Source organism: Halorubellus litoreus (assembly GCF_055378595.1).
Map to the genome: position 1 here is coordinate 1,615,621 of NZ_AP043836.1, position 13,201 is coordinate 1,628,821.

At 68.0% G+C, this 13,201-nt stretch carries 8 protein-coding genes; 4 read left to right on the top strand and 4 right to left on the bottom strand.

The annotated features are described in order from the left end of the window. Nucleotides 1–39: 39 nt before the first annotated feature. Entirely contained in the window at nt 40–2,544 is a 2,505-nt protein-coding gene (locus tag ACZ48X_RS12280; RefSeq protein WP_336349444.1) for a twin-arginine translocase subunit TatC, read from the bottom strand. Between the two features lie 110 nt (nt 2,545–2,654). Between ACZ48X_RS12280 and ACZ48X_RS12285 the strand changes: the two genes are divergently transcribed. Then, on the top strand, nt 2,655–4,088 hold the full coding sequence (locus ACZ48X_RS12285; RefSeq protein ID WP_336349443.1) for a twin-arginine translocase subunit TatC: 1,434 nt from the start codon (nt 2,655–2,657) through the stop codon (nt 4,086–4,088). Nucleotides 4,089–4,153: 65 nt separating this feature from the next. Here ACZ48X_RS12285 and ACZ48X_RS12290 read toward each other — a convergent pair whose 3' ends face one another. Both ACZ48X_RS12290 and larE read right to left on the bottom strand, forming a co-directional pair. Further along, complete coding sequence (locus ACZ48X_RS12290; RefSeq protein WP_336349442.1) at nt 4,154–6,991, bottom strand: M14 family zinc carboxypeptidase; 2,838 nt, start codon at nt 6,989–6,991, stop codon at nt 4,154–4,156. Between the two features lie 233 nt (nt 6,992–7,224). Then, nucleotides 7,225–8,112 (bottom strand): ATP-dependent sacrificial sulfur transferase LarE, encoded by an 888-nt coding sequence (gene larE, locus ACZ48X_RS12295; protein ID WP_336349441.1) that lies wholly within the window; start codon nt 8,110–8,112, stop codon nt 7,225–7,227. Between the two features lie 365 nt (nt 8,113–8,477). Here larE and ACZ48X_RS12300 point away from each other — a divergent pair, with 365 nt between their 5' ends. Further along, nucleotides 8,478–9,638, top strand: coding sequence for a sulfite exporter TauE/SafE family protein (locus ACZ48X_RS12300; protein ID WP_336349440.1), 1,161 nt, complete (start codon nt 8,478–8,480; stop codon nt 9,636–9,638). Beyond that, entirely contained in the window at nt 9,638–10,072 is a 435-nt protein-coding gene (locus ACZ48X_RS12305; RefSeq protein ID WP_336349439.1) for a universal stress protein, read from the top strand. The genes ACZ48X_RS12300 and ACZ48X_RS12305 overlap by 1 nt, the downstream gene beginning before the upstream one ends. A gap of 136 nt (nt 10,073–10,208) precedes the next feature. Here ACZ48X_RS12305 and ACZ48X_RS12310 read toward each other — a convergent pair whose 3' ends face one another. Next, entirely contained in the window at nt 10,209–10,361 is a 153-nt protein-coding gene (locus ACZ48X_RS12310) for a hypothetical protein (protein WP_227134063.1), read from the bottom strand. A gap of 321 nt (nt 10,362–10,682) precedes the next feature. Between ACZ48X_RS12310 and ACZ48X_RS12315 the strand changes: the two genes are divergently transcribed. After that, entirely contained in the window at nt 10,683–13,157 is a 2,475-nt protein-coding gene (locus tag ACZ48X_RS12315; RefSeq protein WP_336349438.1) for a ribonucleoside-diphosphate reductase subunit alpha, read from the top strand. The last annotated feature ends 44 nt before the right edge of the window (nt 13,158–13,201 follow it).

Genomic DNA, 13,201 nt, shown 5'->3' on the forward strand with positions numbered 1-13,201 from the left:
TCGACGACGACCAGTTCGCGTCGACCAGTTCGCGCGCAATCAGGCCGTGCCTTCGACCTCGGACCCGCCGCCGCCACCGAAGAGCCGCTCCGGAACGGTCAGCACGCGGAGGACGAGGAGACCGAACCCGTACGCGACCGAGAGCGGGAGTGCGAACAGGAGCATCGACAGCACGCTACTGCTCGTGATGAACGCACTGCCGACGAACAGCGCGAGGACGACGCCGCGCCACGCGCGCTGCATCGCGTCGTAGCTCACGATGTCCGCGTAGTGGAACAGCACCATCGACACGGGGATGTCGAGCAGGATGCCGATGCCGACGGTCATGAACGCGATGAGCCACATGAACGAGTTCACGCGGTACGAGATGACCATGTTCGCGCGGATGGCGTCCTCGACGAGGTAGGAGACGACCGCGGGCGCGAACACGAGGTAGCCGAGCGCGCTCCCGACCGCGAACCCGAGGAACATCGCGCCACCCCAGAGGAGGAACGCCGACGAGTCGCCGTCGCCGCCGAACCCGCGTTCCTTGACCGCTGGCCACGCGTAGTACCCGAGGAGCGGGAGCGTCACCGCCGCCGCGAGTATCGTACTCGCCTTCACCGCGAAGATGAGCTGTTCGACGGGATGGAGTGCGACGACGATCCCGATCTGGCCGACGCCACCCATGTTCGCGAGCAGTTCCGCGGTCGGGAACACGTCCAGTATCGTCGTCGGACTCGACGGTCCCGCGGTCGCACCCGCGGTTCCGCCGGGCATCGTCGTCATCGCGGACGCGAACGCGTTCGCGGTCTCCACGCTCTCCGCGAACGGGAGCGTGTTCGGGTCGCCGCGGACCTCCGGCGGGACCCGAGAGAGGAACTGCTCCTTGATGGTGCCGAGGCCGCCGCGGTACAGCCAGAAGAACACGCCCGCGAGCGTCGCCATGAACACCGCGACCAGCCTGAAGACCTTCGACGTGAGCGACTGGAGGACGAACGTGATGTCGTAGTAGTACCCGCCGATGTCGTCCTCGGTCGTCTCCTCCTCGGTGAACGGGTCCATCATGCCCGCCGCGGTCGACTGGAGGACGTTCCCGTCGTCGTCGCTCGCCGCGTCCGTGTTGCCTTTCATCGCGTCGACGTCAGTCACGGGCGTGTCGCCCGGCGGGCCGGCCGCGAACTCGTGGCCGTCACTCGTCGCGCTCGTCGCCTCGCCAGCGGCCGCGCCAGCGCCCGCGGCCTCGGCCGCCTCCTGCGCGGCTTGCTGTTCCTGAATCTGGTCGAACCGGTCGAGGATCGCCTGCGCCTTGTCCGGGTCGTCCGCGTTCATCGCGGCGCTCGCCTTCGACAGCGCCTCGTCCTCGGTCATCTCCGCGAACACCTCCGGCGGTGCGGCGCGAACGCCCGCCTCGTCGAGGACGTCCAGGTCGATGTCCGCCGGGTCCATGCCGCGACCGCCGGCGCGCGGCACGACGGGGCTCCGGAGGACCTTCAGCGTGTACGCGAGCAGGACGAGCAGCGACACGATGATGGCGATCTGCATCGAGATGAGTCCCTGCGCGACCAAGCCCGCTTCCGGCGCCAGTCCACCCGACGCGAGCGGGTTCGCGGGCTGGAGGAAGCCGGGGAGCGCCGGGACGACCGCCGCGTCGATGGTCGCGACCACGCCGACGCGGATCGCGAGCACGGCCCCGAGGAGGAGCGCCGCGAAAAACCCACCGAACTGTAGCATCCGCATCCGCAGCAGGCCGTCCGCCTCGGCCGCGCCCTCGCCGCGCCGCCGGAGGTTCACGACGACCTTCGAGAGCGCGAGCGACGCCGCGTACAGCGTACACAGCGGAATCGACCACATCACCTGCGTGAGCGGGTCCGGCGGGCTCGCGATCGCGCCGAACGCGAAGATGCCGACGACCGCGAACTTCCACTTGTCCCGCCACGTCTCGTACGGTACGAGTTCCGCGTACGACAGCGACGACATCACGAGCGGGAGTTGCGCCGCGAGCCCGAACGAGAGCGTGAGCAGGAAGAGGAACTGCGTCCACATCGTGATGTCCCACGTCGGCTTCAGCGTCGCGTTGATCGCGTTCTGCGCGAGGAACTCGAACATGAACGGGAAGAACACGATGTACGCGTACGCCACGCCACCGACGAACAGGAGGACCATCAGCACGCTCAACCCGGCGAGTTGCGCTCGCGAGACGGGAACCTCGGGCGTCCAGCCGCGGCGCTTCAGCGGTTCCTTCGCGTAGTACAGGAGGACCGGGAGGCCGAACAGGATGCCGACGACCGCGCCGATCTTGAACTGGAGGAGGATGACGTCGAACGGCGTCCGCGCGATGATGTCGACCTGCGCGGCGATCTCCGGCGGCATGCGCTGTTTGGTGTTGACCTTCAGCGCCTTCCAGAGGAACGTCCGGAGCGCCCAGATCGTCCCGAGCAGTCCGACGAGGGAGACGATGAATACCTTCTGGAGCTCCTTCTGGGCCGCGCGGAGGAGTGCCCCGATCGTCTCGCGCCCGGCGTCGATGGTCCGGGCGGTGTCCTCGTTGATGACCGAACTCATTAGTTGCGGGAGGCTACCTACCTCGGAAACATCAATCTTCTTCTCCCCGCTCGCTCGCGAGCGCGACGGAGAAAAAGGCCTATAACGCCACACCCGTCTACTTCCGACAGATGCCGGACGAGTCGGACGACTACGACGACGGCGCGCCGAGCGACGCCGTCGGCGACGCTGGCGACGACGCGACCGACGCCACAGCCGACTCGACCACGAACGCGGACGATTCTCACGAGACGACGGATGCTCCCGACGCGGACGACTCGACCGACGAGGATGCCTCGCCAGACGAGACGGACGACGCCGAGGTGCCGTCCGACGAGAGCCTTGGCGACGACGAAGATGCGCCGGACGTCGACGAGTCGACGAGTGCGGACGAGGCGGACGACGCCGACGGTTCTGACGCCGACGAGGCGTCCGACGACGATGCGTCCGACGAGGATTCGGGTGGGTTGGAGAAGGTCGAGGACGAGGATTCGGGCGGGTTGGAGCGCGTCGAGCCGCGGACGCGGCACGTCGACCTCCCCGAGGAGGGCGAGGAGATGGCGAGACCGGACGACGGCGTGGTCGCGGACGAGGAGAAGGTACCGAACCGCGGCGTCGAGGCGGGGTTCGAGCGCCCGGAGGACGCGCCGGAGAAGCATCGGCCGGAGCACCCGGACAAGCGCGACAACAGCGCGCCGTCGGACGTCCCGGTCGGGCACGCCGCCGGCGCACCGAACCCGGGTGAGGCGACGCCGGCAGGTGCCGGCGCGAGCGCCGGAACGGGCACCGGGACTGGCGCGGGCGGCGGCCGTACGATAGAGGACGACGAGGAGTTGTTCGAGGGGCCGCCCGACGACGAGGAGATGCCGCTCGCGGACCACATCGAGGAGATGATGCTGCGGCTCGCCGCGGTCGTGTTCGCGGGCGCCGTCGCGACCATCCTCATGTACCTCTACTCGGACATCCTCGTCATGGAGATGTGGACGGACATCCTCCCCGCGGGCGAGGACGCGGCGCGCCCGCACCTCTACGCGCCCCTGGAGTTCATCTTCACGAAGATCAAGGTCGCGAGCCTCGCGGGCGTCCTCATCGCCTTACCCGTGCTCGTCTACCAGTCGTATCTCTTCATGCGACCCGGGCTCTACCCCCAAGAGCGCCGGTACTACCTCGCGGCGGTCCCGACGAGTCTCGTGCTCGCGGTCGCCGGGATGGCGTTCGCGTACTTCGCGGTCCTCCCCGGACTCTTCCAGTACTTCGACTACTACACCGAGGGGAACGCGGTCATCGCGTACGGCCTCCAGTCGACGTTCAACCTCATCGTCGCGCTCATGGGCCTGCAGGCGGTCGTCTTCCAGATCCCGCTGTTCGTGATGCTCGCCATCATGATGGGCGTCACCTCGCGCCAGTGGCTCGAATCCCGCCGCCTCCTCTTCTGGGGCGCCTTCGGTGGTATCGCGTTCCTGTTCGCGCCCGACCCGACCGGGATGGCGCCGTTCATCATCGCAGTGTCGATGATCGTCCTCTTCGAAGGGACGCTCGCGCTGCTGCGGTGGACCGGCCGCTGAGTCGCGCTCGAACGCCGACCGGTTCGACGCCGAGAGCGTAGTCGACGGCGAGCGTCGCGCCCTGACTATCGGACTTCGCCCCAGGTGCCGACGAGTTCGCCCTCGACGAACCGGCGCTGCTGGAAGCCGAGTGCGTTACAGATCATCGTGTGCCCCATGAACGAGACGGCGTAGTCCGCCATCCCGAACGGATGGAGCTCCCGCTGGTTCGCCGGCGGGAGCACCGACCCCAGGACGTTTATCTCGCTGTCGCCGGCGGCGAGCGACCCGGCGGCGACGCCGCCCGCCTCCGAGCCGTCCGCGAGCGCTCCCGTCATCCGGCCGGCCACGTCACCGCCCGCGTCCGCGAACGCGTCGTCGTCGACGACCGTCGCCGGCTGGTCGGGCTCGTTGGGCACGTACCCGACCTGCGGGCTCTTCCACATCTCGAACTGGAGCGGTCGGATGTCCGCCAGGATGTGGTGGTCGAAGTTCCGGTCGACGAGGTTCGCGATGCCGACGCGGATCGACTGGAGGTCGTCGTCCTCGATGGCCGCGGCCTCGCCGACGTCGAGGTCCGCGAGCAGGTGCAGCCCCGTGTCGGTCAACACCAGGTCGCCGCCCGCGTCCACGAACGCCTCGAGTTCGTCGACGTACCGCGGGTCGTCGCGCCCCACGTCGTGAGAGACGACGACCTTGTCGTAGCGGCGCTTCCCGGAGTTCCCGCGAAGCAGCTTCCCGACGCGGACGTCGTGGACGCGGACCCCGTCCATGCTCCCGGACTCCAGATTGGGTTCGAGATCCGCGAAGAACTGCATCGGGTTGACGACGTACTCCTCTTGAGAGTAGCCGTACGCCTCTTCGGGGTCCGGGTGGTCCCCGTCGGTGTCGACCGTGACGAACTCGACGCCGACGTCGCCGTCGCCGTCGAACTCGACCGACCAGTCGCCGGACGCCGGGTTCGGCACGTAGAAACTGCGTTCGTCGGTCTCGCCGAGGTCCAGCGTGCGGACGACCTGTCTGCCGGGGTTGACGAGTTGCACGACGCCGGACTCGTGCCCGCGGTCGTTGACGACCGCAGCGAGCGAGTGCGTCCGCCCGGCCGACCTCACGTCCGCGCGACCGCCGGGGCCGGGCTGCACCGTCTCGTGGCGCCGCTGCACGTCGGTCGCGCGCTCCTGGCCGCGACCGTTGCCGTTTCCGGGACTCTCGTCGGTATGCGAGAGGTCCGCGGAGGAACGAGTCAACTCGCTGGTGGTCACGTACGCCGTGTCCTGGCCGTCGGTCGCGACCGTCGCGTCGGTACTGGCGGCGGTCAGCTCCGCGAACTCGCGCATCGAGAGGCGGTACGCGGTCTCGAGGTGGCGCTCGATGTACGGGCGCCAGTTCGACCAGGCTCGCATCGCGAGCTCGGGGGCGACCGTGACGGCGCCGAGCCCGCCGAACTCCTCGGGTTGCCCGGCCCACCCGAGGAGGCCGCCCGTCACGTTGTACCCCAGGGAGTCGTAGATAGACCCGTAGTCGAGCAGTTCGTCCGGGACGTAGTCGTTCGGGTCGCCGAAGATGGTGTCCTTTCCCGCGCGAATCGTGTCGCTGGCGATCGCTTCCGGACTCCCCCACCGGTCGGTCATCGCGTCGTCGATGCGTCGGTTCACCTCGTCGAGGTCGTGCGTGCCGTCGTGCTCGTAGGCGGCGTTGGATTCGAGGTTCAGCACCATCGTGTCCGCGAACCCCATCATGTGGTAGTCGCAGAGGTACTCGACGTTGTCGTACTCGCGGAGGTGTCCGACGGTCGCCAGCGCGTCCGGGACGACGTCGTCGTATCCGACGTCGTAGCCGGGGCGGACGTCGGGTGCGTTCCCGTGGTCGGCCGGCCAGAACGCTGGGTTCGTCCATCCGATGGTCGGGTACTGGCGGTTCGTGTCCACCAGCGACGCGTTCCCGCGATAGTGCCCGTAGAACGGCGACCCGAAGAATCCCGCGTACGGGTGGGGGCCGTACTGTGGTTTCCGGATGGTCCAGCCGTCCGGGTTGATGTATACCCAGACGATGACGATGTCGTCGAGGAGGTGAGTGAACGCCTCGGCGTCGCCGGTGACTGCGTCCTCGATGATCCGGGTGCCCGCTTCGACGCCGGCACGCTCGTTCCCGTGAATCCCGGTGATGAAGACGGCCTTGTCCTTCTCCTGGAACGTCGCGTCGTCTCGAACGTCGTTGGTCAGCTCCGCGACGTAGATGTCGTTGGGGTCGGGGCGTTCGCCGGTGTAGCTGTTCTCCCAGCCGGGACCCTGACCGATCCGCTCGAGGCGAACCATGTCGGGGTGCTCGGTCTCGAGGTGTTCGAGCGCCGCGCCGGCTTCCGGGTGAGAGATCCAGTCGCGGGCGTTCTCGACGTCGGGGACGACGCCGTCCGCGTAGGGGTCGTCCAGTTTCCAGAACGGGTTGGCGCCCGGCGAGTAATCGACGTGCTCGACGCCACCGATCTCGTCGAGCGTGAACGCGAGTTCCTGTGCCGTGACGTGTGCGTGTGCGGAGGGACTGGGTGCGTCGCGCGTCACCACCTTCGGCGGTCGGTCGTCCTGGTCAACGTCCCAGTCTGTTTCCCCGTATTCGTCGTCGAACGCGTCGAGCGAGGTGGCGTCGTCGAACTCGATGGCGAGCGCGGCCTCGTAGTCGTCGGGGGTGGCGTTGACGACGAACTCCGCGAGGTCGGTCATCGAGTCGTCGGTGACGTCGGCGCTCGCGGTGCCGGGGAGTGCGAGGGCTGCGCCGGTGGCGGCCGCGACGCCGAGGAACGTCCGCCGGTCGATTCCCCCCCGGCCCTCGAACGCGTCCTCGTCGAGTTCGGCTGCGTCCGTGCGGTCGTACCGGTCCGGTCCGTCGTCCGCCGTGTCCGCATCGACTTCCTGTCTCTGTCGTTTCATTTGGGGACTGTGGGATGGCGCCCACGACGTCGTGCAACAAACCCACGTGTAATAAACGACAATGACCGTTAGAAATCGCTTTTACTGTTAGCTACTCATTACCGGTCCGTATACAACGGTGTCTAGTTGGACGGAACTCGAGGAACAGCTATCGGTAGCCGGGCAGCAAGCCCCGTTCGTTCATCCACCGTTCCACGCGGCGAGCATCGCTCGGTTCGCCGCGGCCTCGTCCGCTACTGCGGGTACTCCTGCTCGAAGACGTTCGCGACCACGGGCTCGTCGTCGCCGTCCTCTCCGTTGATCGCTGCGTCGTCGCTTTCGGGGCTGACGCTCCCGGTCCGGTAGCCGTGGAGGTCGAGCGTGACGTGTTCGAATCCCAGGTCCGAGAGGCGTTCGCGGACGGCTTCGGCGAAGTCGCGATCGAGTGCGACGTCGAGTTCGTCGGGGCTAACTTCGATGCGTGCGAGGCCGTCGTGGTCGCGGACGCGGAACTGCGAGAACCCCCACTCGCGGAGCGCCGCCTCCGCTTTCTCGACGCGACTCAGGCGTTCCTCGGTGACCTCGATGCCGGTCGGGATGCGCGAGGACAGGCACGCCATCGACGGTTTGTCCGCAACCGAGAGGCCGTACTCGTCCGCGGCGGCGCGGACGTCCTCCTTCGTGAAGTCGTGTTCCAGGAGCGGCGAGTACGCGTCCAGTTCGTCGACCGCCTGGAGGCCGGGGCGGTGCCCGCCGTCCGCGTCGCTCGCGTTCGTCCCGTCGCACACCACGTCGATTCCACGTTCCGTCGCGCGCTCGAACATCCGACCGAGCCGCATCGTTCGGCAGTGATAGCAGCGGTCGCCGTCGTTCGCGACGAAGTCCGGCGAATCGAGCTCGCTGAACTCGACGACGTCGTGCTCGATCCCGATCTCGTCCGCGACCCGCCGCGAATCGTCGAGTTCGGCGTCGGGCAGCGTCTCGCTCTTGGCGGTGCACGCGACCGCGTCGTCGCCGAGCGCGTCGTGGGCGACCGCCGCGACCACGCTCGAGTCCACGCCGCCGCTGAACGCGACGAGGACGCCGTCGCGCTCGCGGAGGTCCGCGCGCATCGCCTCGACCTTCGCCGCGATATCGGTCATGGCACGCTCGTAGTCGCCGCGCACGCAAAAGCAGCGTGGGTCGCGACTGGCGTTGCCCGGCCCTCGTACCGGCAACGTTCGCGTGTGGCGGCGTGGCAAGCGGCTCGCGAACCTCAAGGCTTTTATTCGAATCCTCGTTAGGCCACGCTCACCATGACGCGTTTCGCGACCCGCGACGAGCCAGCGCCGCAACTGCTCCACAGCGAACCACCCGGGGGGATCTCCTAGGATGCCCCGCCGTCGTTGCACTCGCGCTGACCGCCGACCCGCTCGTTCTCGCACGACCTCGACCGACCGCACAGCAACCGCTCGCGGTACCGTTCGGTCGCGTCCGGTGACCGCGCCCATCACGGAGGACTGAACGTATGAGTACGCCATCGAAAGCGACCGTCCAGAAGAACTTCCTCAAGTACCAGCACTTCTTCGTGTTCGCGGCCCCGGTCCTGTTCGTCGCGACCGTCCTCCTGTTCGCACCCACCGGTGGCGCGGGTGGGACGAGCTACTGGCTCGAGTACTGGTGGCTGTTCCCGGTCTTCCTCACGGGCGCGACCATCGTGAACACCGTCGGTATCAGTGGGAGTGCGCTGTTCGTGCCGTTCCTCATCTTCCTGTTCCCCATCTTCTCCTCGGGGAGCCTCGACCCGAGCGCGTGGAGTGGCGTGCACGTGCTCGAACCGACGACGCTCGTCAAGGTCGGCCTCATCAGCGAGGCGTTCGGCCTGTCGTCGTCGTCCATCGCGTTCATCCAGTACGGGCTCGTCGACCGGAAACTCGCGCTCACCATCGTCGGCGGGAGCGTTCCGTTCGTCATCCTCGGCGCTATCATCTCCTTCGTCATCCCGGCGTGGGTGTTCCACCTCCTGCTCGGGCTCGCGCTCACCGCCGCCGCGTACCTCCTGATGCGCGCGGACCTCGACCACGAAGAACCCGGCGAGGACGACGCCGCAGCGGGCGAGACGACGGCCGCGGCCGACGGTGGTACGGCCGACCGCAACCTGCCGGACGACGACGACAAGCTCGGGCCTGCTGGCGTCCGCACGGACGACGACGGGACGGTCACGCGGGTCGACCGCGGCGGCGACGACTACGAGTACACCCGGAGCGGGTACCTCCGGCGGTTCGCGAACTACAGCGTCGGCGGGACGTTCCAGGGCCTCGCCGGCTTCGGCTCGGGTGAACTCGGTATCGTGTCGATGCTCGGGACGAAGGTCCCGGTGCGGGTCGCCATCGGCACGAACCACATCATCGTCGCGACGACCGCCATCCTCGCGTCGCTCATGCACGTCTTCGGCGGCGGTATCCTCGTCGACATGTTCCCGGCGATCTTCGGGGACGCGCACACGCTCGACATCGCGTCGACGCCGTGGAACATGGTCGCGTTCACGGTGCCGGCGACGGTGACGGGTGGTCAGATCGCGCCGTACGTGTCGAACGCGCTCGAGACGAGCACCATCAAGAAGTTCGTCGCGGGCCTGTTCGCGATCATCTCGCTGGCCCTGTTCGGGATGGCGACGGGTGGGTTCTGATGTACGACGACATCCTGCTGCCGACGGACGGGAGCGAGGGGACGACGGCGGCGACGACGCACGCCGCCGAGCTGGCGTCGACGTACGACGCGACCGTGCACGTGCTGTCGGTCGCGGACTCGCGGAACCGCTTCGAGAGCCCGACGTCGGGTATCGCACCCGAGGCGTGGGACGAGGCGCAACGCGATCAGGCCGAGGCCGCTATCGACGCGACCGTCGACGCGCTCGGCGACGACGTCGACGTCCACCGCGTCCTCCGCGAGGGCGTCCCCCACGAGGAGATCGTCGCGTACGTCGACGACGCCGACGTCGACGTGGTCGTGATGGGAACGCACGGCCGAACCGGCCTCGACCACTACCTCATCGGGAGCGTCACGGAGAAGGTCGTCAGGCAGTCCGCTGCGCCCGTGCTGTCGGTGCGACTCGACGAGTAGGCTCCTGCTCGGTCGACGGCGCTGTCGCTGTCTTCTCACTCGCAGTCGGTCGACGGACGCGTCGCTGTGTGGTCGCGGGCGAGCGGTGGTGAAAGCGAACTCGTTCTATCGGCGGTGCGTGACTGCTGGTGGCCGGCTAGCGGCCGGCGTCGAACCGCATCCGGACGTAGCGGTCGGCCCATTCGCGGTCGTGGCGGCGCAACCGGTCGACGAGCGCGCGAAGCGGCCCTCGGTTCGCACGGTCGTCGCCTCGTCCACGTACCCCGGCTGGGTCATTTTTGTGGCTCATACAAAGGACGTGTGTGACATGGAGTGTGTAACGTCATAAAAGTTGGTGCTATCTCCCGTTGGCTGGGGTCTCGGGGCCTGTGGCGGCCATCGAGTGGTCCAACGAGTGGCGAGTTTCGGCGCGTTGTCGGCCTCAGCGTGGTATTTCTCAGAGTAATCGGCTTGTGAGACCTACCCCGACGACGCACCATAAAACAAACCAACTTGAATTACATCAACGCTTGTTGGAAAGATTTTTGCGTCGGGCGTCCCGCACCTACGTCCACGGCGATTCGATCGGAATCGCCCGACGTCGCCGCCCAGTGGCGACACTACCACACGCATGAGTCACGCAACAGCCGACGCTCTCGACCACCGCACGGTCCTCGACCGCGCACGCACAGGCCACGACCACGTCGTCACCGACGCCGTCACCGACGAACTCGTCACCGCCGCCCACCGCAGCGGCTACGACGACGCCACCGTCGACGAACGCTACGAGGCACTGCTCGGCGAACTCACCGCCCGCGTCGAACGCCACCCCGCGTACGACGCCGTCGCCGCCCGCGTCGCCCGCGAACGCCTCCACCACGACGTCACCGGCACCGTCCCGAGGGACGCCGCCGACCCCGAGCACACCGCCGACGCGAGCGCCATCCGGGAAGCGTTCGTCGACGGTATCCACCGCGGCGTCGCCGCCGGCGAACTCGACGAACGCATGGCGCAGTACGACCTCGACGCGCTCGCCGACGCCCTCGACCCCGCACGCAGCGACCGCCTCGACTACCAGAGCGTCACCACGCTCCACCAGCGGTACGTCCTCCGCGTCGACGACGCCCCCATCGAACTCCCGCAAGCGTTCTGGATGCGCGTCGCGATGGGTATCGCGCTCGCCGAACCCGAGAGCGAGCGTCACGACCGCGCTCGCGAGTTCTACGACGTCCTCTCGACGCTCCGGTTCGTGCACTCCACGCCGACGCTCTTCCACGCCGGCACCACGCACCCACAGCTCTCCTCGTGCTACCTCACCACCGTCGACGACGACCTCGACGACATCTTCGAGAACTACGGGAACCACGCGAAGCTCTCGAAGTGGTCCGGCGGCCTCGGGAACGACTGGACGCCGCTACGCGCCGACGGCGCCACCATCGAATCCACCGGCGTCGAATCCACGGGCGTCGTCCCGTTCCTCAAGATAAGCAACGACGTCACTGCCGCCATCAACCGCTCGGGGAAGCGCCGCGGCGCCGCGTGCGCGTACCTCGCCATCTGGCATCTGGACTACCCGGCGTTCGTCGACCTCCGGCGGAACACCGGCGACGACCGTCGTCGCACGCACGACCTCAACACCGCCGCGTGGATCCCCGACCTGTTCGTGGAGCGCGTTCGCGCCGACGAGCAGTGGACGCTGTTCTCGCCGGACGACGTCCCCGAACTCCACGAGACGTACGGTCGCGAGTTCGTCGAGCGCTACGAGGCCGCCGAACGCGACGCGCTCGCCGACGACGGCGACATCGAGCACTACGAGCGCGTCGACGCCCGCGACCTCTGGCGGACGACGCTCACCAGGCTGTTCGAGACCGGCCACCCGTGGGTGACGTTCAAGGACCCCTGCAACGTCCGGAGTCCGCAGGACCACGCGGGCGTCGTGCACTCCTCGAACCTCTGCACGGAGGTGACGCTGAACACGAGCGGCGACGAGACCGCGGTCTGCAATGTCGGGAGCGTGAACCTCGCGCGGCACGTCGACGCCGACGGCGTGGACCGCGACCGCCTCGCTGACACCGTCTCGACCGCGATGCGGATGCTCGACGACACCGTCGACCTGAACTTCTACCCCACGGAGAACGCCGAACGGTCGAACACGCGGCATCGCCCGGTCGGTCTCGGCGTCATGGGGTTCCACGAGGCGCTGTTCGAGCAGTCCATCCCGATGGCCAGCGACGAGGCCGTCGACTTCGCCGACCGCGCGCAGGAACTGCTCGCGTACCACGCCATCCGCGCGTCGACGGACCTCGCCGCCGAACGCGGCACGTACGACTCCTACGAGGGCTCGAAGTGGGACCGCGGGCTCCTTCCGCAGGACACGCTCGAACTGCTGGAACGCGAACGCGGCCGCGAGATACCCGTCGACGTCACGGAGCGCCTCGACTGGGACGCACTCCGCGAGCGCGTCGACGAGCACGGGATGCGGCACTCGAACACGATGGCGATAGCGCCGACGGCGACCATCTCCACCATCGCCGGGACGACCGCGAGCATCGAGCCCGTGTACGCGAACCTCCACGTCCAGTCGAACATGAGCGGCGACTTCACGCGCCTGAACGACCACCTCGTCGCCGACCTCGAAGCTCGCGGGCTGTGGGACGACGAGACCCGGGACCTGCTCAAGTACCACGACGGCAGCGTCCAGCCCATCGACCGCGTCCCCGACGACCTCCAGGAACTGTACCGTGGCGCGTTCGAGATAGACCCACGCCACCAGCTCGACCTCACGGCAGCTCGAGCGACGTGGATCGACCAGTCCCAGTCCCACAACGTGTTCTTCCCGAGCACCGACGGGAGCGAACTCGCCGACATCTACCAGCACGCGTGGGAACTCGGCCTGAAGACGACGTACTACCTGCGGACGCTCGGCGCCTCCCAGTTCGAGAAGTCGACGCTCGACGTCTCCGAGTACGACGACACCCAGCGCCGCGGTCGCGACGAGTCGACCGACACCGACCGTACTCGCGACGAGTCGACCGACACCGACCGTACTCGCGACGATTCGGACCTGCCGACCGTCGAGGACCCGACGTGCGACGCCTGCCAGTGACGGCAGCGAACCGACCAGCCGACCGACTCACCACCACGACACAT

Excerpts from the sequence above, each read along its gene's own strand:
- ACZ48X_RS12280 (WP_336349444.1), bottom strand. The coding sequence starts at position 2,544 with ATGAGTTCGGTCATCAACGAGGACACCGCCCGGACCATCGACGCCGGG.
- ACZ48X_RS12285 (WP_336349443.1), top strand. The coding sequence starts at position 2,655 with ATGCCGGACGAGTCGGACGACTACGACGACGGCGCGCCGAGCGACGCC.
- ACZ48X_RS12290 (WP_336349442.1), bottom strand. The coding sequence starts at position 6,991 with ATGAAACGACAGAGACAGGAAGTCGATGCGGACACGGCGGACGACGGA.
- larE (WP_336349441.1), bottom strand. The coding sequence starts at position 8,112 with ATGACCGATATCGCGGCGAAGGTCGAGGCGATGCGCGCGGACCTCCGC.
- ACZ48X_RS12300 (WP_336349440.1), top strand. The coding sequence starts at position 8,478 with ATGAGTACGCCATCGAAAGCGACCGTCCAGAAGAACTTCCTCAAGTAC.
- ACZ48X_RS12305 (WP_336349439.1), top strand. The coding sequence starts at position 9,638 with ATGTACGACGACATCCTGCTGCCGACGGACGGGAGCGAGGGGACGACG.
- ACZ48X_RS12310 (WP_227134063.1), bottom strand. The coding sequence starts at position 10,361 with ATGAGCCACAAAAATGACCCAGCCGGGGTACGTGGACGAGGCGACGAC.
- ACZ48X_RS12315 (WP_336349438.1), top strand. The coding sequence starts at position 10,683 with ATGAGTCACGCAACAGCCGACGCTCTCGACCACCGCACGGTCCTCGAC.